This window comes from Halomonas sp. ABH4_019, assembly GCF_056159885.1.
Genome location: NZ_JBSWWC010000002.1, coordinates 473,639 through 491,127, shown reverse-complemented (window position 1 = coordinate 491,127; position 17,489 = coordinate 473,639). Strand labels below are relative to the sequence as shown.

16 protein-coding genes and 1 tRNA gene are annotated in these 17,489 nt (G+C 70.8%); 8 read left to right on the top strand and 9 right to left on the bottom strand.

Features of this window, described 5'->3' with window-relative positions; all coding sequences use genetic code 11:
* Positions 1-36: 36 nt before the first annotated feature.
* From ybaK to ACXAFN_RS09390, 3 genes are all read right to left on the bottom strand, one after another.
* Positions 37-507 (bottom strand): Cys-tRNA(Pro) deacylase, encoded by a 471-nt coding sequence (ybaK, locus tag ACXAFN_RS09400; protein WP_474988206.1) that lies wholly within the window; start codon positions 505-507, stop codon positions 37-39.
* Positions 504-914 (bottom strand): acyl-CoA thioesterase, encoded by a 411-nt coding sequence (locus ACXAFN_RS09395; RefSeq protein ID WP_474988204.1) that lies wholly within the window; start codon positions 912-914, stop codon positions 504-506. Before ACXAFN_RS09395 ends, ybaK begins: the two co-directional genes overlap by 4 nt.
* Before the next feature lie 66 nt (positions 915-980).
* A complete protein-coding gene (locus ACXAFN_RS09390) occupies positions 981-1,790 on the bottom strand; it encodes a hypothetical protein (protein WP_474988203.1) in 810 nt (269 codons plus the stop codon).
* A 46-nt stretch (positions 1,791-1,836) separates the two neighbouring features.
* On the opposite strand from ACXAFN_RS09390, the gene ACXAFN_RS09385 reads away from it, so the two are divergent.
* A complete protein-coding gene (locus ACXAFN_RS09385) occupies positions 1,837-2,175 on the top strand; it encodes a hypothetical protein (RefSeq protein ID WP_474988201.1) in 339 nt (112 codons plus the stop codon).
* 2 nt (positions 2,176-2,177) lie between these two features.
* Here ACXAFN_RS09385 and ACXAFN_RS09380 read toward each other — a convergent pair whose 3' ends face one another.
* Positions 2,178-2,612: a hypothetical protein gene (locus tag ACXAFN_RS09380; RefSeq protein WP_474989096.1), complete on the bottom strand. Its 435-nt coding sequence runs from the start codon at positions 2,610-2,612 to the stop codon at positions 2,178-2,180.
* 45 nt (positions 2,613-2,657) lie between these two features.
* Here ACXAFN_RS09380 and ACXAFN_RS09375 point away from each other — a divergent pair, with 45 nt between their 5' ends.
* Positions 2,658-3,836 carry a MalY/PatB family protein gene (locus ACXAFN_RS09375; RefSeq protein ID WP_474988199.1) on the top strand — a complete coding sequence of 393 codons (1,179 nt, stop codon included), beginning with the start codon at positions 2,658-2,660 and terminating at the stop codon, positions 3,834-3,836.
* Between the two features lie 49 nt (positions 3,837-3,885).
* Here the strand turns inward: ACXAFN_RS09375 and ACXAFN_RS09370 are convergent, their stop codons facing one another.
* Complete coding sequence (locus ACXAFN_RS09370; RefSeq protein ID WP_474988197.1) at positions 3,886-4,824, bottom strand: tetratricopeptide repeat protein; 939 nt, start codon at positions 4,822-4,824, stop codon at positions 3,886-3,888.
* A 79-nt stretch (positions 4,825-4,903) separates the two neighbouring features.
* Between ACXAFN_RS09370 and ACXAFN_RS09365 the strand changes: the two genes are divergently transcribed.
* The gene (locus tag ACXAFN_RS09365; RefSeq protein WP_474988195.1) at positions 4,904-5,665 is read left to right on the top strand and encodes a DUF3750 domain-containing protein; all 762 of its coding nucleotides are present in this window, start codon (positions 4,904-4,906) and stop codon (positions 5,663-5,665) included.
* Between the two features lie 591 nt (positions 5,666-6,256).
* Here ACXAFN_RS09365 and ACXAFN_RS09360 read toward each other — a convergent pair.
* Positions 6,257-6,333 (bottom strand) — tRNA-Met (locus tag ACXAFN_RS09360).
* A 202-nt stretch (positions 6,334-6,535) separates the two neighbouring features.
* On the opposite strand from ACXAFN_RS09360, the gene phbB reads away from it, so the two are divergent.
* Positions 6,536-7,282, top strand: coding sequence for an acetoacetyl-CoA reductase (gene phbB, locus ACXAFN_RS09355; RefSeq protein ID WP_474988193.1), 747 nt, complete (start codon positions 6,536-6,538; stop codon positions 7,280-7,282).
* Between the two features lie 71 nt (positions 7,283-7,353).
* On the opposite strand, the gene ACXAFN_RS09350 is transcribed toward phbB, so the two are convergent.
* On the bottom strand, positions 7,354-10,134 hold the full coding sequence (locus ACXAFN_RS09350) for a DUF349 domain-containing protein (RefSeq protein WP_474988191.1): 2,781 nt from the start codon (positions 10,132-10,134) through the stop codon (positions 7,354-7,356).
* Between the two features lie 253 nt (positions 10,135-10,387).
* Between ACXAFN_RS09350 and minC the strand changes: the two genes are divergently transcribed.
* From minC to sbcB, 4 genes are all read left to right on the top strand, one after another.
* Positions 10,388-11,137 carry a septum site-determining protein MinC gene (gene minC, locus ACXAFN_RS09345; protein ID WP_474988189.1) on the top strand — a complete coding sequence of 250 codons (750 nt, stop codon included), beginning with the start codon at positions 10,388-10,390 and terminating at the stop codon, positions 11,135-11,137.
* Between the two features lie 73 nt (positions 11,138-11,210).
* Complete coding sequence (minD, locus tag ACXAFN_RS09340; RefSeq protein WP_474988187.1) at positions 11,211-12,029, top strand: septum site-determining protein MinD; 819 nt, start codon at positions 11,211-11,213, stop codon at positions 12,027-12,029.
* The gene (minE, locus tag ACXAFN_RS09335; RefSeq protein WP_183389100.1) at positions 12,026-12,277 is read left to right on the top strand and encodes a cell division topological specificity factor MinE; all 252 of its coding nucleotides are present in this window, start codon (positions 12,026-12,028) and stop codon (positions 12,275-12,277) included. The genes minD and minE overlap by 4 nt, the downstream gene beginning before the upstream one ends.
* Positions 12,278-12,352: 75 nt before the next feature.
* A complete protein-coding gene (gene sbcB / locus ACXAFN_RS09330; protein ID WP_474988185.1) occupies positions 12,353-13,843 on the top strand; it encodes an exodeoxyribonuclease I in 1,491 nt (496 codons plus the stop codon).
* A gap of 90 nt (positions 13,844-13,933) precedes the next feature.
* Here sbcB and ACXAFN_RS09325 read toward each other — a convergent pair whose 3' ends face one another.
* Positions 13,934-16,765, bottom strand: a complete 2,832-nt coding sequence (locus tag ACXAFN_RS09325) for an insulinase family protein (RefSeq protein WP_474988183.1) — start codon at positions 16,763-16,765, stop codon at positions 13,934-13,936.
* 2 nt (positions 16,766-16,767) lie between these two features.
* Positions 16,768-17,451: an SOS response-associated peptidase gene (locus ACXAFN_RS09320; RefSeq protein ID WP_474988182.1), complete on the bottom strand. Its 684-nt coding sequence runs from the start codon at positions 17,449-17,451 to the stop codon at positions 16,768-16,770.
* Positions 17,452-17,489 lie beyond the last annotated feature (38 nt).

Sequence of the window (17,489 nt, the reverse complement as noted above, 5' to 3'; positions counted from 1 at the left end):
GGCATATGTGTGGGACCGCGCGGGGCGGGATTCGGCTCAGACGCGCGCCAGGGGGACGAAGGTCGCCGACAGCAGGCCGGCCAGGTCGGCCGGGGCCAGGGCGAGCTCCAGGCCGCGGCGCCCGCCGCTGACGTGGAAGCGCGGCAGGGCCTCGGCGCTGGCATCGATGAACGCCGGCAGGCGCTTCTTCTGGCCCAGCGGGCTGATGCCGCCGACCACGTAGCCGGTGGCCCGCTCGGCCTCGGCGGGGTCGGCCATGCGTGCCTTGCGGGCGCCGGCGGCGCGGGCCAATGCCTTGAGGTCGAGCTGGGCGGGCACCGGCACGATGGCCATCGCCAGGCGGCCGTCGTCGAGGCGGGCGAGCAGCGTCTTGAACACCGTCTCGGCGGGCAGGCCCAGGGCCTCGGCCGCTTCCTCGCCATAGGCCGGGCGGCGCGGATCGTGTTCGTAGCCGGCCGTCTCGAAGGCCACGCCGGCCTTCTCCAGGGCCTTGACGGCGGGGGTCATGCCTCGACGGTCTCCGTATCCTGCAGGTGGGCGGACAGCGCCTCGCGCAGCTCGCCCTCGATCGGCACGGCGCGCTTGGCCTGGTGATCGTAGTGGACCAGCACGGTATGGCCCAGGTTGGCCAGACGCCCATCCTGCCAGGCCTCCTGGGTCACGGTGAAGGAACTGTTGCCCAACCGGGTGAGGTAGGTGCGGATCTCGATGTCGCGGCCGTAGAAGAGCTCGGCCCGGTAGTCGACCTCCATGCGCGCCATGATCAGCCGCCAGCGGCCGGGGTCCAGGTCCGGGGTGAAGAGCCGGAAGAGGTCGTTGCGGGCCAGCTCGAACCAGGCCGGCAGACGCGTGTTGTTGACGTGGCCCAGGGCGTCGGTGTCGTAGAAGGCGGGTTCGATGGTGCGTGTGAACATGGGGGCTCCTCATCGGGTAGGCCGAGCCGGCCGGCCCTCCAGCATCGCCGCCGAGCAAGCGCTCGGTCAAGCGGCGGCGCGGCGGGCCCGCCACCAGGCCTGGCCGCGGGTCCAGGCCAGCAGCCAGGCGGTGGCGGCGGCGAAGCCGATCAGCGTGCCGGCCACCAGCCCCAGGCTGTCGTAGGTCAGCGAGACGCACAGCGCATAGCACAGCAGCGAGCCGAGCCCGGCGGGATAGTGCTTGATCACCGTGGTCACCGGGCCGGGCCCATGGGTCAGGTGGAGGATCACCAGGAACGGATACATGGTCACCGGGAAGGCGGCCATTACGCCGGCCCAGGCGGAGGGCAGCACGTGGGCCAGGCCGGTGATCAGGAAGATGATGCCGGCGGCCAGGCCGGCCCGCAGCCCCAGGGCGCCCCAGGAGAAGCCGCCCTTGGGCTGGGCGGTGGCGTCGGGCAGGCGGCGATACAGCCACAGGAAGACGGCGATCGCCGCCACCGTGGTCAGGGTGCCGGTGAGCCGATCGAAGTCGACCAGGGTCAGTAGCCAGGCCGCCACCAGCCAGGCCGCCAGGCCGGCGAGGGTACCCATCACCACGCCGGGCAGGCCCGCGCGGCGCCCGCCCAGCAGGTAGCCGCCGCCCAGCGCCAGGGTCGCGGAGAAGCCGGCCAGGGTGTGCACCGCCCCCTCGGCGGCGAAGGTCGGCGAGATCTCCAGGCCGATGAAGAACAGCGCGATGGCGGTGCCCAGCGGATAGCCGGAGAGCAGGCCGGCCATGCGGGTGCTGAGGCGCTCGGCGATCACCGAGAGGCCCAGCACCACGCCGATCGAGACCAGCAGCTTGGCCAGTTGCCAGGCGAGCGGAACGTCCATGTAATTTTCCTTATCCTAATAGGCCAGTATCGTCGTGGAGGTGGCCATGGCCGGTCATGACTTCTCGCCGCCGCCCCGTCCGGAGGGCTGTGCGCTCTGCGGGCGGGCGGCGCCGCTCACCAAGCATCACCTGATTCCCCGCGCCCTGCACGGCAAGGCGCGCTACCGGCGGCGTTTCGATCGGGTCGAGCGGCTTACCGCCATTCTCTGGCTTTGCCATGCCTGTCACAAGCACGTTCACGCGGTGCTCGGCGAGCGTGAGCTGGCCGAGCACTATCGCAGCCGCGAGACGCTGCTGGCGCATCCGGAGATCCGCGCCTTCGTCGAGTGGCTGGCCACCAAACCGGCGGGCTTCAAGCCCAAGAAGGCGCCGCGGCGGCGTTAGCGTTACACGAGGCGAAGCCCCTGGCGGTCCGTCCAGGCCGCCTTGAGGGCCGCGTCCAGCGGCTCGCGAAGATGCTCGGGGAGCGCCTCCCGGGCGGCCTCGAAGCTCGCCGGGTCGCGGTTGCGCAGCCAGCAATAGGCCCAGGCGCAGGCCTCGGCATCGTCGCCCGGCAGCGGCCGGGCCGGCATCTGCACCAGCAGGAACACCGCGGTGCGCCCGGCCCACAGCGGGATCTCGTCGTCGCCTTGCGGGTCGGCCCAGGCATGGAGCCGGGTGCCGTCGGGGGTGTCGTCGGGCTCGCCGAGCTTGGCCACCCGGGCGGTCTCGGCGAGGATCAGCGCCAGGCGGTCGGGCTCACCGCGGCCCAGCTCGAGCCAGCGGGCGATGATGGCCGGCAGGCCGCGGCGTACCTTGGCATAGAAGCCGCTTTGCGGCATCGTCTCGTTCATACGTCATGACCTTTCTTCGGAGCAGGGACTGCCATGGAATTCGATTTTGCCACGCCCGTGGAGCGACGCCACCCGCCGGGAGCCGACTGGCCGTCCCAGAAGTGGCACCGCTACGGCGAGCGGGTGCTGCCGCTATGGGTGGCCGACATGGACTTCCGTTCGCCGCCGGCGGTGACCGAGGCGCTGCGGGCCCGCGTCGACCATGGCGTCTACGGCTACGGCCTAGTGCCGGACAGCCTGCGCCGGGCCCTGTGCGACTGGAGCGCGACGCACTACGACTGGGCCATCGAGCCGGACTGGCAGCTGTGGCTGCCGGGCGTGGTGCCGGCGCTGCACCTGGCGAGCCTGGCGCTGACCTCGCCGGGCGACGGCGTGCTCACCGTGACGCCGATCTACCCGCCCTTCCTGCAGGTGGCCGAGCGCACCGGCCGGCTGCCCCAGCAGGCCGCCATGCGCCCGCCCGAGGCGCCCGGGGACGACTGGCGACTGGACCTCGACGCCCTGGAAGCGGCGATCACCCCCGAGACCCGGCTGCTGCTGTGGTGTCAGCCCCACAACCCCACCGGTCGGGTATGGCGCGCCGAGGAACTCGACGGCCTGGCCGCACTGGTAAAGCGCCACGACCTGATCGTGGTCTCCGACGAGCTGCACTGCGACCTGCTGCTCGACGAGGGCGCCCGGCACCGGCCGCTGGCCGCCGCCTACCCTGAGCTCGCCGCGCGCATTCTGACCCTCTGGGCGCCGTCGAAGACCTTCAACCTGGCCGGGCTGACCGCCGCCTGTGCGGTGATACCCGATGCGAGCCTGCGGCGCCGCTTTGCCGCGATGGCCAAGGGGCTGCAGCCGGACGGCAACGTGCTGGGCCTGGTGGCCGCCGAGGCCGCCTATCGCCATGGCGACCCCTGGCGTCAGGCGCTGCTCGAGACGCTGCGTGGGCATCGGGCGCGGCTGGTGGAGCGGGTGGCCGGCTGGCCGGGCGTGCGCATGGCGTCGCCGGCTTCCACCTACCTGGCCTGGCTGGACCTGCGCGAGGCGCCGGCGCTGCAGGATGCCGGCGCCTCGCCCCAGCGCGTGCTGCTCGAGCGCGCCGGGGTGGCGCTGTCCGATGGCGCCGCCTTCGGCTGGCCGGGCTTCGTGCGGCTCAACTTCGGCACCACCGCCACCCAACTGGAGGCGGCGCTGGCACGGCTGGATGAGGTGCTGCGGGCATGAGCCGTCGCGTCCGTCTCCCTGACGGGCGGCGAGACGGACGCGACGAGGCTCAGTAGAGCTGGGCGAACAGCTTGCGGCGGTAGGTGACGGTCAGCGGATGGTCGGCGCCCAGGGCGTCGAAGACCCGCAGCAGCGTCTTGCGGGCGGCATCGTCGCCGTAGGCGCGATCGCGCTTCATCAGCGCCAGCAGCGCCTCGAGGCCAGGCTCGTACTGGCCGTCCGCCACCTGGCGCAGGGCGCGCTGGTACTGGGCCTCGCTGTCGTCACGACCCTCCAGGGCGGCGAGCTCGTCCGCCGAGGGCGCTTCCTCGCCGAACTCGATGCTGGCGCGGACCCCGCGCGCCGCGGGCGCGTCGCGCTCCTCCGGCGGCAGGGCGTCAAGCAGGGCGCGGGCCTCCTCCGCTTCGCCGGTGGCCACCAGGGTGCGCGCGAGCTCTACCTGGTAGGGGCCGTGGTCCGGCCACTGCTGGGACAGTTCCGCGTAGATCTGGCGGGCGGTCTCGGCATCGCCGGCTTCCAGGGCGGCGGCGGCCTGCTCCTCGGGGCTCTGCTGTACGCCCTCGGGTTCCGGGAAGTACCTGCCGAGCCACTCGCGCACCTGCTTCTCCGGCAGGGCGCCCTGGAAGTGGTCCACCAGGCCGCCCTGGCTGATCAGCTTGACGTCGGGCACCGAGCGCACGCCCAGCTGGCCGGCGATGTCCTGGTTATCGTCGATATTCAGCTTGGCCAGGATGAAGGCGCCGTTGTACTCCCGGGTGAGCTTCTCCAGCACCGGCATCAGGTTCTTGCACGGCTCGCACCAGGGGGCCCAGCAGTCGAGCAGCACCGGCACTTGCATGGAGGTCTCGAGCAGCTGCTGGATGTTGCTGCGATCGACGTCGATGATCAGGTCGTCGCGCGGCTGGCCCTGTTGATGGGCGGCGGTCGCCGTCTCGGTTGGGGTGTCGGAGGTGAGTGGCTCACCGGTACGGGGATCGACGATCGGCATGGTGGTCTGGCCTTGGCTTTTAAGGTGAGTTCGTGCAGAAGATGCGGGTGTCGGCCCGCGTATTCAAGGGGGGAGGGCGATGAGACGACGCCGTCGCTGGGCGCTCGGAGCGGCGCTGCTGCTGGCCTTGCTGCTGGCGGGGCCGTTGGGATTGCTGGTGACCCAACAAATGGCGGGGGAGATGCATTGGTCCTCGGCCAGTCGGGCGTCGGCGGGCCTGGCGCCGCGCCCGACCCAGGCCTCCGGCGCGGTGGTGCAGGTCTACGAGGCCCGGGCCTGGAGCTGGCGCGGGGCCTTCGGCGTGCACACCTGGATTGCGACCCTGGCGCCGGGCGCCGAGGCCTATCGCCTGCACCAGGTACTGAGCTGGCGTCGCCCGACCCTGGTGACTCGCGTCACGGCCACGCCCGACCGGGCCTGGTACGGTAGCGCGCCGCGTCTGTTGGCCGATTACCGCGGCGCGGCGGCCGCGGCGATGCTCGATGACATCGAGGCCGCAGTCGCGGCCTATCCCGCCGCATCGCGCTATCGAGTCTGGCCGGGGCCCAACAGCAATACCTTCACCGCCTGGGTGGTGCGTCGTGTCGCAGGGCTCGAGGTCGGCCTGCCGGTCACCGCGGTGGGCAAGGACTACCTGTTCGATGAGCGCCTGGCGCCGGCCCCGGCCGGGCAGGGGGTGACCGTCTCGCTGTCGGGGCTGCTGGGGCTGACCCTGGGGCGCGACGACGGCCTCGAGATCAGCCTGCTGGGGCTGGCGTTCGGCATCGACCTGCGACGCCCCGCCCTCAAGCTGCCGGGCATCGGGCGGTTGGGGATGTCGCCGCGAATCGCCGGGCGGTAGCGGTGCCGCCGGGCTTGAGAGAGCGAACCGATGACCTTCCCCGGCCGGTAGCGTAGCGGGTCTGTCGAACCGGCTTGAGAACGAAAAAAGCCAAGATCGAGTGATCCTGGCCTCTTTCGATATTTGGTAGCGGGGACCGCTGGGCTTGAGAAAGCGAACCGATGGCCTGCCCCGGGAAACGAAAAAGACCGACACCCGTGGGTATCGGCCTTCTTCTGATGTTGGGTAGCGGGGCCGCCAGGCTTGAGAAAGCGAACCGATGACCTTCCTGCCATGAAGCGCCGAGCCCGACGAAGGGGCTAGCACCTGACACAAAACGAAAGAGGCCAAGATCGAGTGATCCTGGCCTCTTTCGATATTTGGTAGCGGGGACCGCCGGGCTTGAGAAAGCGAGCCGATGGCCTGCCCCGGAAAACGAAGAAGGCCGACACCCGTGGGTATCGGCCTTCTTCTGATGTTGGGTAGCGGGGACCGCCGGGCTTGAGAAAGCGAACCGATGACCTTCCCCGGCCGGTAGCGTAGCGGGTCTGTCGAACCGGCTCGAGAACGAAAAAAGCCAAGATCGAGTGATCTTGGCTTTTTTCTGATGTTTGGTAGCGGGGACCGGATTTGAACCGATGACCTTCGGGTTATGAGCCCGACGAGCTACCAGACTGCTCCACCCCGCATCAACGTGAGGCGTATTATACACAGGAAATGATGCAGGTCAACCGTGGATCGTCGTCGGGTCCTGAGCCCTCGTGTTGTCCGCGCGACCTGGTCCATACTCGGGCTGAGCTGTCACAAGAATGACAGCCTTGGCGACGATACTTTCGTCGAGGGACCGGGCCGATGCCCGGTCGCGGTCGTCAACCATCAGGGAGAGCATCAATGACAACATCAACTGCCGTAGCCTGGGTGACCGGGGGAACCGGAGGCATCGGGAGCGCCATCTGCCGCGCCCTGGCCGATGCCGGCTATCAGGTAGTCGCTGGATACCACAATCCCGAAAAGGCCAAGGCCTGGCTCGAGCAGCAGCAGGCGGATGGCTACGACAATATCGCCCTGTCGGGCGTGGACCTTTCCGACTTCGAAGCCTGCATGGCCGGGGCGAAGGAGATCCGCGATACCCATGGCCCGATCGGCGTGCTGGTCAACTGTGCCGGCATCACCCGCGATGGCACGCTCAAGAAGATGACCTCAGAGCAGTGGGGCGAGGTCATCGACACCAATCTCAACAGCGTCTTCAATACCTGCCGCAGCGTGATCGAGGACATGCTGGAGCAGGGCCAGGGGCGCATCGTCAACATCTCGTCGATCAATGGCCGCAAGGGCCAGTTCGGCCAGGTGAACTACGCCGCGGCCAAGGCGGGCATGCATGGCCTGACCATGTCGCTGGCTCAGGAGACGGCCACCAAGGGGATCACCGTCAACACGGTATCGCCGGGCTACATCGCCACCGACATGATCATGAAGATTCCCGAGAAGGTCCGCGAGGCGATCCGCGAGACCATCCCGGTGAAGCGCTACGGCACGCCGGAGGAGATCGCCCGCCTGGTGGTCTTCCTGGCCGACAAGGAATCCGGCTTCATCACCGGGGCCAACATCGACATCAACGGCGGCCAGTTCATGGGCTGAGGGTGGTTGCCACTCACGTCGCGAACGCGAGGCTTCGGCCTCGCGTTCGCGTTTGTGGCGGCATGATCGGATCAGGGCGGCGGGAGGCGCGTCAGGCTCTCCAGGGTGCGGTCGAGTTCGCCGACCTCGCGCTCCCACAGGGCCTGGGGGATCGGCCCGGTGGCCAGCAGCTCGGCGAGTACGCCGCGCAGCTCCTCGGCCCGGGACGGCTCGCGGCCCAGGTTGTCGTTGAGTCGTTCCACCTGGATCGCCAGTCGCAATGGGTCGTCCTGGCGGTGCGTCGGGTCGCCCGCCAGCACCGACAGGTGCACGCGCAGCCGTGCCAGGCGTTCCGCCACGTCGTCCGGCGGTGCCGGGGCGCCACGGGCGGCATTGCGCTCGTCGTGGGCCTGCCTCAGGTCCGCCGGCAGCTCGGCCTCGGCCGGCAGTGCCACCTGCCGGCATGAGGCCTCCTCCAGGCAGGCCGCGTCGGCCTCGAGATGGGCGTCCAGCAGCGGGCGCACCCGTCGCCAGCGCTCGACCTCCTCCACCAGGGCCAGCCGCGCCAGGCGCTCGCGACGGGCGCGGACGATGCCCGACCAGCGTCGCCGCATGCCCTCGCTGCGCCGTCCCGCGGGTAGCGGTTCCAGCGCGGCGGCCTCGCGGATGGCGTCCTCCAGGCGGGCCTCATCCTCGCTGTGGGTCGGCTGCCAGGCGTCGATGCGGTCGATCAGGGCCTGCATGGCCTCCAGCTGGGCGCGGCTGCGCTGGGCCTGGTCGCTGCGGGCGGCGTCGCGGTGGGCGAAGATCTCGTCGCACAGGTGGCGGAATTCCCGCCACAGCGCCTGTTCCTCGCCCTTGGGCGCGCGCCCCAGCTCGCGCCAGCGCCGCTGCAGGGTCTTGGCCTGCTCCGCGCGCCGGTTCGCCGGGAGGCGGCCGTCGCGCAGCTTGCGGGCATCCTCGATCAGCGCGCGCTTGGCGTCGGCGATCTCGGCGGCGCGCTGCTCGATGAGCGCCTGCAGATCGTGGCGGATGCGACCGAAGCGCCGTCCGATGGCCTCGGCCTCGTCCCGGGGCACCGGCGACAGGCGCCGCCATTGCTGGCGGGCGCGGTCGCGGATCTCGCGCAGGGCGTCCGGGTCGGCCGCGGCGGCGGGCTGCGCGAGCAGCGTCTCGAGCTGTTCGCAGAGCGCTTCCCGGGCCTCCAGGTTGTCGCGGCGGCGCCGCTGCTGGCGCGCGTACCAGTCGCTCAGGCGCTCGCGGATGCGTTCCGAGGCGTCGCGGAAGGCGCTGGCCTGTTCCCGGTTGGCGGCCGCGTCGCCCAAGGCCCGCCACTCCTTGACCAGGCGGCGATGGCGGCGGTCGAGCTCGGCGTCGTCGAGGCCGTGATCGTCGGCCAGGGCCTGGATGGCTTCGCAGAGATGGGCGCGCTTGGGGCCGGCGACGAAGCCGCGCCAGTCGCGCAGCTCCGCCAGGCGGGCGCCGAGTCGCCGGAGCCGCGCCTGGTGCTCGCCCGCCTGGGCGCCGGGCACCGCCTCGGCCAGCTGGCGCAGGCGTTGATGGAGCCGGCTCGCGCCCTTGAAGGCGCCGTGATCGAGCAGTTCTTCCAGGCGGTCCAGGTCGGCGCCCAGGCGGGCGAGTCGGGCCTCCGGGGCGCCGTTGTCGTCGTCCCGGGCCGTGAGACGGTGGCGGGCGCGCTGCAGCAGCGGCGACGGGGGCAGGTTCGACGGCCAGCCGCAAGCGTCGACCAGGCCGGACAGGCGTTCGTCGTCGCCGTCCTTCAGGGCCTGCTCGATGGCGTCGGCGCGCTCGTCCAGGCGCACCCGAGCCTGGACGATCTGGTCATAGCCGGCCAGCGCCTGGTCGTAGCGACGACGCAGCGCCTCATCGGCGAGGTGCTGCTCGGAGAGCGCCTGCCAGCGGCTGGCCAGCAGCTGCTTCTGGGCCCGCAGGCTGGCGATGTCCTGGTCGGCCAGGCGTTCCCCGTGGCGCAGTCCCTCGAGGCTTTCCTCCAGGGCCTCGACCAGGGACTCCCGGGTCTGGTCGGCGTTCTCGCGGCGCTGTTCGGCGGCGTCCCGGGCCTGCTCGTGGGCCTCGTGGTCGCTGATCGTCTTGCGGCAGCGCTGACAGGCATCCAGGTAGCGGCGCTCCTGGTCGGCATCCGGCAGGTCGCCGAGCGACGACCATTCGCGCATCAGGTGGCGGAAGCGGCCGGCGTACAGCGGTTCCCAGGAGCTTCGGGCATGGCTCTCGAGCCGCTCCAGCAGGGCCTCGCGGCGCGCCTTCGCCTCGGCCAGCGAGGCCGCGTCGGCGCGCCGTCGATTGAGGCGTTCCCGGGCCTGGCGGACCACCCGGCGGTCGCGCTTGGCCTCATGGGTCAGGCGCTGCAGGCCGGCCTCGCTCTCGACGCGGGCGGCGGCGGCCTGGCGCACGGCGGCGATGCCGTTGTCGCAGGCCTGGCGGATCAGCGCGTCTTCCTCGCCGAGGCGGGCCAGGGCGGCCAGGCGCAGCTGCTGGTTGTCGCCCTGCAGGGCGACGCGCTCGGCCAGGTCGGCATCGTCCAGGGTTTCCACCAGGGCGATTCGGCGGGGCAGCTCGAGGGCGCCGTCGCGGCCGCACAGCAGCCCCACCAGGCGCTCGCGCAGCTCGATCGAATCGGCGCCCTCGCCGCGCAGGGCCAGCAGCCGCCGGGGATCCGTGAGCGCGCCCAGGGCGGCGCGACGCACCTCGGGGTCGTCATCGACGGCCAGGCGCTCGAGTCGCGTGCGCTGCTCCGGTTGTGCCGGGTCGAGACGGACCGCGGCCTGGCGGCGTACCTCGGCATCCGGGTGCTGCCAGCGGGGAGCGAACAGGCGGCGAAGGAGTCCTGGCATGGGGGGTCCTGACATGGGCCGGCGAACCTGACGTGGCCGGCGCGCTGTGACGTAGGTCGCGTCGCAACGACGCGGGATCATTGACTTATCTAAGCATGCGGCGTGCCGGCAGAAAAGGGGAGGGGCGGCGAGTGTAGCCGTTCCGAGACACTGACAAGGCGCCCCGGCGTGACATATGATCGGTTGCGGGATCGTGGGCACTCGCTTAGCTTGGGTTCAGGCCCTCGACCATCACCCGACGTGGAGTTCGGCAATGAGTCTCAAACTGGACAGGGATGGGATGGCATTCACCTTCAAGGGCGGCATGCTGCCGATGACGGTCATGGAGCTGGCCAGCGCCGACCCCGAACACATTCGCGAGCAGCTCGCCGGCAAGCTCAGCCAGTCTCCCGCCTTCTTTCAGCACACTCCGGTGGTGCTCAACGTCGAGCGCCTCGACGAGCCGCACCTGGCCCTCGAGCGGATCTGCGCGGTGTGCCGGGCCCACAAGCTGTTGCCCGTGGCGGTGCGAGGCGGGCCGGATCCCGTCAAGCAGTCGGCCTGGGCCCTGGGGCTCGGCTGGTTTCCGCCCCAGGAGGCGGCGCGGCCGCGTGCCCTGGAGAGCGTGGCCGGCCCCGAGGACGAGGCGACGCAGGAGTCGGCGGCGGTCGAACAGGAGTCGCCGCTGCCGGGGACGGGAGGCCGGATCTTCCGCGGTACGGTGCGTTCCGGCCAGCAGATCACCGCGCCGGACGGCGACCTGGTGGTGGTCGGGGCGGTCAACGCCGGTGCCGAGGTGCTGGCGGGCGGCAGCATCCATGTCTATGGCGCCCTGCGCGGCCGCGCCCTGGCCGGCATCCACGGCAATCCCGGGGCCGGCATCTTCTGCCGCGAGCTGCGCGCCGAGCTGCTGTCGGTGGCCGGCAACTACAAGCGGCTGGAGGACATCGACCCCCGGCTGCTGGGAACCCCCGTCCAGGTGCGCCTGGACGATGACCAGCTGGGCATCACCTCGCTGGCCTGAAGGTGGGCGACGACGGGGCGACGGGTCCCGGGCGGGTCGCCTTTTCCACTACACGACAGACAGGATGTGACACTTGGCCAAGATCATCGTTGTGACCTCCGGCAAGGGTGGGGTCGGGAAGACAACCAGTGCTGCCGCCATCGCCACGGGGCTGGCGCTGCGCGGTCAAAAGACCGCGGTCCTCGACTTCGACGTGGGCCTGCGCAACCTCGACCTGATCATGGGCTGCGAGCGGCGCGTGGTATACGATCTGGTCAACGTCATCCAGGGCGAGGCGGGGCTCAACCAGGCGCTGATCCGCGACAAGCGGGTCGACAACCTGCATATCCTGCCGGCCTCCCAGACCCGCGACAAGGACGCCCTGACGCTGGAAGGCGTCGAGACCGTGCTCAATACCCTGAACAAGGACTTCGACTTCATCGTCTGCGACTCGCCGGCGGGCATCGAGCGCGGCGCCCAGCTAGCCATGTACTTCGCCGACGAGGCGATCGTGGTCACCAATCCCGAGGTCTCCTCGGTGCGGGACTCCGATCGTATCCTCGGGTTGCTGGCCTCCAAGACCCGGCGCGCCGAGCGCGGCGACGACCCGGTCAAGGAACACCTGCTGATCACCCGCTACAACCCCAATCGGGTGGATAGCGGCGACATGCTCAATCTCGAGGACATCCAGGAGATCCTGGCCATCAAGCTGCTCGGGCTGATTCCCGAGTCCGAGGCGGTGCTGCGTGCCTCCAACCAGGGCATTCCGGTGACCCACGACGAAGCCAGCGATGCCGGCCAGGCCTACGCCGATACCGTGGCCCGCCTGCTGGGCGAGGAGGTCGACCTGCGTTTCCACGAGTACCAGAAGAAGAGCCTGTTGAGCCGCATGTTCGGAGGAGGTCGTCGGTGAAGCTACTCGATTTCCTGAAGCGCGAGCGCAAGAAGTCTGCCTCCGTCGCCAAGGAGCGGTTGCAGATCATCGTGGCGCACCAGCGCAGCCAGCGCGGCCAGCCGGACTACATGCCGATGCTCGAGAAGGAGCTGCTGGAGGTGATCCGGCGTTACGTGCAGGTCGATGACGAGGCCGTCAACATCACCCTCGACAGCGAGGACAACTGCTCGGTGCTGGAGCTCAACGTCACCCTGCCCAAGAGCTGAGCGGCGGCTGAGCCGCCGCCCGCCCTGTGCTAGGCTTGGGGCCCGTTTTCCAATGCCTGCTCGGAGAGCTCGTTCATGGCGCAGTCGCAAGCCGCCCCCCTGACCTTCCTCTGGCACGACTACGAGACCTTCGGTGCCGATCCGCGCCGCGATCGGCCCTCCCAGTTCGCGGCCATTCGTACCGACGCCGAGTTCAACGAGATCGGCGAGCCCATCGAGCTGTTCTGCAAGCCCGCCGACGACTACCTGCCCCATCCCCAGGCCTGCCTGATCACCGGCATCACGCCGCAGCAGGCGCGGCGCCGTGGCCTGCCCGAGGCGGAGTTCGCCGGCAGGGTGATGGAGGCCATGGCCCAGCCCGGCACCTGTGCGCTGGGCTACAACAGCCTGCGTTTCGATGACGAGGTCGGCCGCCACCTCTTCTACCGCAACCTGCTCGACCCCTACGCCCGGGAATGGCAGAACGGCAACTCCCGCTGGGACCTGATCGACGTGGTACGGGCGTTTCATGCCCTGCGTCCCGAGGGCATCGAGTGGCCGGCCCGGGAGGACGGCTCGCCGAGCTTCAGGCTCGAGGACCTGACCGCCGCCAACGGCATCGAGCACGCCGGTGCCCACGATGCCCTGGCCGACGTGCGGGCGACCATCGCCCTGGCCCGGCTGCTGCGTCGCTGCAACGCCAAGCTCTTCGACTACCTGCTGGCCCAGCGCGGCAAGCGTCGGGTGGCGCGTCAGCTGGACGTGCCGGGGCGCAAGCCGCTGCTGCACATCTCGCGGCGCTATCCGGCCAGCCGCGGTTGCAGTGCCCTGGTCATGCCGCTGGCGGAGCACCCCACCAACCCCAACGGGGTGATCGTCTACGACCTGGCGGTGGATCCCGAGCCGCTGTTGACGCTGTCGCCGGAGCAGATCCGCGAGCGGGTCTTCGTCAGCAACGACGACCTGGCGGAGGGCGAGTCGCGCATCCCGCTCAAGGTCATCCACATCAACAAGTGCCCGGTGGTGCTGCCGCCGAATGCCCTCAAGGACGTCGCCGGGCCGCGTCAGGGGGAGTACGGCGACATCGTCGAGCGTCTGGCGCTGGACATGCCCACCTGCCGTCGCCACTGGAAGCTGCTGGCCGACCATCCCGAGGTGGCCGCCCGGGTCAGCGAGGTGTTCGCCGCCCCGCCGCCGGAGCCGCCCCACGACCCGGACCTGATGCTCTACGTTGGGGGCTTCTTCTCGCCCTCGGATCGCCAGCAGATGGAGAGGGTCCGGGCCACCGATCCCTGGGACCTGGTGGGGGCGAGTTTCGCCTTCCAGGACCCGCGGCTCGAGGAGATGCTGTTTCGCTACCGGGCGCGCAGCTATCCGGACACCCTGACGGGGGAAGAACAGGCCCGCTGGGAAGCCTTCCGCTGGGAGCGCATGAACGACACCGCCGTGGCCGGCTTCGCCCTGAAGGACTTCGCCCGGGAGATCGAGCGCCTCAACCAGGGCTCGCTCGGCGACCGCGAGCGGCAGATCCTCGAGGAGCTGGTGATGCACGTGGAGGCCATGATGCCGGCCCAGGCCTTCGGCTGACCCTTCCAGCCACCTCGCCGCCTTTCCCCCTCTCACCAACGACGAGGCCCGGCCGATCGGCCGGGCCTCGTCGTGTCGGGCGGTGGGCGGCTAGTCCTCGCCGCCGGGCAGGGGCGGCAGGTCGCCCCTGAGGGCCATGACATCACTGGCGACATCGCCGGGGTCATGGGTGATCTGTACCACGGCGCCGTCGACCAGGCCCGGCCACAGTTCGCGGAGCGCCTCGGGCGTCACCGAGAGGACGCGTTCGGCGAGGCGCTCGCGGCGGGCGAAGTCGCCGTCGTTGATGGCCAACGCCTGCCACAGTCGGTTGGTGCGGGCCGAAAGGTTGGGGTCGCGGGTCAGCAGGTCGTCGTGGACCGCCTGGCGATAGGGCGCCAGGGCGTCGCCGTCCAGCGTCGCCAGGCGCTCTCCGAAGGCGGCCAGGAAGGCGTCGATGCGGGCCTGGATGGTGGCGCTGTCGGTGCTGGGCGACTGCACCAGCAGGCCGAGCCCTGGGGCGTCGAGCAGCGGCCGGTAGCCGGCGTTGACCACATAGCCGAGTTGCTGCTCGGTGCGCAGCTGCTGATAGAAGGGCGTCTCCAGCAGTCGGCCGAGCACCGCCAGCCGGGCCTGGCTGTCCAGCGAGCGGTCCGGCCCCTGCAGGTAGCGCATGACCAGGAACTCGTCGCGGGAGGTGTCGGGGGTCAGGGCGGGCAGGTCCTGGGCGGCGCGCAGCGGGGTCAGTTCGGGAATCGCCGACGCGGGCAGCTGCGGCGCCAGCGTCTCGGCCACCGCCCGGGCCTGGCGCGTCGCCGCCTCGGCGCCCTGGTTGCCCACCGCCATGGCCTCCAGGTGCAGGTCGGCCAGGAAGGCGTCGCGGAACTCGCGCAGCGCCGCGGTGTCCAGCGTCTCGCTGGCGGCGAGCAGTGCCTCGGGGGACCACTGCGGGCGGATCAGGGTCTCGGCCAGGGTGCGTCCGGCCTGTCGATAGAGGGCGTCCTGGGGCGCGTTGCGCCACTCCTGACGCAGCCGCTGGCGCACGCGCTCGACGCTGGCCGCCTCGATGGGCCCCTCGCGGAGCTGCTCGAGGACCCGCTCGATCAACGGCCGCTGGCCGTCGCGCCAGCCGGAGAACGACAGGGTGATGCCGCGGGCGTGGGCGTAGGCCTCGAAGCCGTGGCCGGCCAGGCGGGCCGGATACAGTGCCTCGTTGAGGCTGTCCTGAAGCCAGCCGGCGAGCAGCCGCGACAGGGCGGCCTCGCGAGCCTGCCGGCTGGCGCCGGGGTGCTGCAGGCTGAAGCGCCACTCGACCCGCGGCGTATCGAAGCTGGCGTCGCGCATCTGCCAGAAGTCGAACGCGGGACTGTCGATGCGCTGGATCGGCGCCTCGTCCTGACCGTCGAGCAGGGCGAGGTCCTCGGCGATATAGGGGTTCGGGTCGGGCAGCGCCAGGCCGGCCAGGGGCATGGCGTCGCCGAGCTCGGGGTCGGCCTTCGACCAGGCAACGTCGAACCAGGGCGTCTCCTCGTCGCCTTCGACCTCGGGGCCGCTGTAGAGGCGCAGCAGGCGCGATGGTTGCAGCGCCGACAGCCATTCGTCGATGCGCTCGGCGTCGAAGCCGTCCATGCGGTAGGGGGCGTAGTTGACGTCCTCGAGCGGGTAGCGGGACAGGCTGGTGGCCAGTCGCATGGCCTCGCCCAGGGCGTTGCTGCGCTCCTGGAAGCGGAATCGCTGTTCGGCGAGGCGGGCCTGCTCGTCGTAGCGCCAGGCCTCGAGCCCCTGGCGGCGAATCGCCTCGATGGCGGCGAACAGGCTGGCCTGGATGCGGTCCCGGTGCCGTGCGCCCTCCGGCGTCAGGCTGATGTCGACGGCGAACAGCGCCTGGTGGCCGTCGCCGCGGGTGGCGCCGGCGGAGAGGCCGTCCGCCCAGCCGGCCTCGCGCAGGGCGTGCAGCAGGCTGCCCTCACCCTCGTGGCCGAGCAGGTTGGCCAGGTAGCTGGCCGGTTTCAGGCGGTAGGCCGTCTCGGGATCGGGGATCGGGAAGTAGAAGGTCAGTTGGCGATCGTCGCGCAGCGAGCGTAGCTCGGCGGCGGCGGGCAGCTCATCCGGCGTCGCCAGGGGGGCGGTGATCGCCGGCCGCGACAGGTCGCGGTCCGGCACCGCGGCGAAGTCGTCGCGCACCAGCGCCTCGAGCTCGTCCAGGGGCTGGGGGGCAACGATCGCGAGGTGCATGACGCGGGCGCCATAGTGCCCCTCGTAGAAGTCGATCACCCGCTGGCGTAGGGGCGTTTCGCCCTCCGGCCGCTCGCCCAGGGTGGCGTTGCTGCCCACCGAGAAGCGGGTGGTCGGGTGCTCGGGGTTCAGCAGTCGGTCGAGAACGGCGGCGTGGCGCCGGCCGGCATCGCGCTGTCGCGCCATGTATTCGGAATGCACCACCTGGCGTTCGCTGGCCAGCCGGTCGGCGTTGAACAGCGGGTCGACGAAGAAATGGCTGAAGCGATCCAGGGCGCCGTCCAGGGCGTCGGGCTCCACGGCGAAGAAGTAGTTGGTGTCCTGGGCGGCGGTGTAGGCGTTGTGTTGCCCGCCATGCTGCGACAGGTAGCGCTGGTAGGCGTCGGCCTGGGGATAGGCCTCGGTGCCCAGGAACAGCATGTGCTCGAGGTAGTGGGCCAGGCCGGCCAGGTCGTCCGGGTCCTGGGCGCTGCCCACGCCCACGTTGAGCGAGGCGGCGGCCTTGTCCGCCTCGGCGTCGCTGACCAGCAGGACGCTGAGGCCATTGTCCAGGGTCAGCGCGCGGTAGTCCCGCTTGTCCGTGGGGCTCGCCAGCGGTGCGGCCGCCGGTGTGTCATCGGCCATCGCCGGGGCGGCGATCATCGCGGGCAGCAGGACCATGGCCAGGGCGAGGGGAAGTGCCGGGCGAGGCGGGTGGGATCGGGTCATCATCACTCCTTGGCGGCGGCCTGGCGCAGCATCGGGCCGGTAGGGTAGGCGCAAGCGGCCTCCTGGTGGCTGGGATCGTTCACTCGTCTTGATACCGGAAAGGCGCCCAACAGTTCCCCTGGAGCGGGCGTTAGCAGGTCGTCCAGGTCCGTCGTGGCGGTCGCCGGGTCGAGCCAGCGGTCGGTGTCGGCGACGGGGATCGCCGCCGGCAGCCGGTCGGTGAGCGGCGAGAGCAGGTCGTTGGTCGGCACCGTGATCAGCGCCAGGGAATCGTGGAAGTCCGTGAGGCCGGTGTGGAATCGGCACCACAGGGCGGCGAGCAGCAGCGGGCCGCGGTCGACGCGGGTCACCAGGAAGGGCTGCTTGGCCCGGGGCTGGGCCTTCCAGACGTAGACGCCGCCCGCCGGTACCAGGCAGCGGCGGGCGGCGAAGGCCTCGCGGAACATGGGGCGCGAGGCGAGGGACTCGGCCCGGGCGCAGTGGGGCGCGCGATCGAGGACGTCCAGCCAGGGTGGCGTCAGGCCCCAGAAGGCGTGGCACAGCCGCAGGCGGCCGGCTTCGAGCCGAATCATCGACAGCGGCCGCCGCGGGGCCAGGTTGGCGCCGGTGATCGGCGTCGCGTCGACGCCCAGGCCCGGCAGCAGGCGTTCGAGGTCGAGGGGCGGGATGTAGAGACGGCCGGCCATGGAACCTCCGCGGACTGGGGGCGTCAGGGTACCCAAGA

What these genes read in the sequence shown, in the direction of transcription:
- ACXAFN_RS09395 (WP_474988204.1), bottom strand. Translation starts at nt 914, where the DNA reads ATGTTCACACGCACCATCGAACCCGCCTTCTACGACACCGACGCCCTG.
- ybaK (WP_474988206.1), bottom strand. Translation starts at nt 507, where the DNA reads ATGACCCCCGCCGTCAAGGCCCTGGAGAAGGCCGGCGTGGCCTTCGAG.
- ACXAFN_RS09380 (WP_474989096.1), bottom strand. Translation starts at nt 2,612, where the DNA reads ATGCCGCAAAGCGGCTTCTATGCCAAGGTACGCCGCGGCCTGCCGGCC.
- ACXAFN_RS09320 (WP_474988182.1), bottom strand. Translation starts at nt 17,451, where the DNA reads ATGGCCGGCCGTCTCTACATCCCGCCCCTCGACCTCGAACGCCTGCTG.
- ACXAFN_RS09325 (WP_474988183.1), bottom strand. Translation starts at nt 16,765, where the DNA reads ATGACCCGATCCCACCCGCCTCGCCCGGCACTTCCCCTCGCCCTGGCC.
- ACXAFN_RS09370 (WP_474988197.1), bottom strand. Translation starts at nt 4,824, where the DNA reads ATGCCGATCGTCGATCCCCGTACCGGTGAGCCACTCACCTCCGACACC.
- ACXAFN_RS09375 (WP_474988199.1), top strand. Translation starts at nt 2,658, where the DNA reads ATGGAATTCGATTTTGCCACGCCCGTGGAGCGACGCCACCCGCCGGGA.
- minC (WP_474988189.1), top strand. Translation starts at nt 10,388, where the DNA reads ATGAGTCTCAAACTGGACAGGGATGGGATGGCATTCACCTTCAAGGGC.
- ACXAFN_RS09350 (WP_474988191.1), bottom strand. Translation starts at nt 10,134, where the DNA reads ATGCCAGGACTCCTTCGCCGCCTGTTCGCTCCCCGCTGGCAGCACCCG.
- sbcB (WP_474988185.1), top strand. Translation starts at nt 12,353, where the DNA reads ATGGCGCAGTCGCAAGCCGCCCCCCTGACCTTCCTCTGGCACGACTAC.
- ACXAFN_RS09365 (WP_474988195.1), top strand. Translation starts at nt 4,904, where the DNA reads ATGAGACGACGCCGTCGCTGGGCGCTCGGAGCGGCGCTGCTGCTGGCC.
- phbB (WP_474988193.1), top strand. Translation starts at nt 6,536, where the DNA reads ATGACAACATCAACTGCCGTAGCCTGGGTGACCGGGGGAACCGGAGGC.
- ACXAFN_RS09385 (WP_474988201.1), top strand. Translation starts at nt 1,837, where the DNA reads ATGGCCGGTCATGACTTCTCGCCGCCGCCCCGTCCGGAGGGCTGTGCG.
- ACXAFN_RS09390 (WP_474988203.1), bottom strand. Translation starts at nt 1,790, where the DNA reads ATGGACGTTCCGCTCGCCTGGCAACTGGCCAAGCTGCTGGTCTCGATC.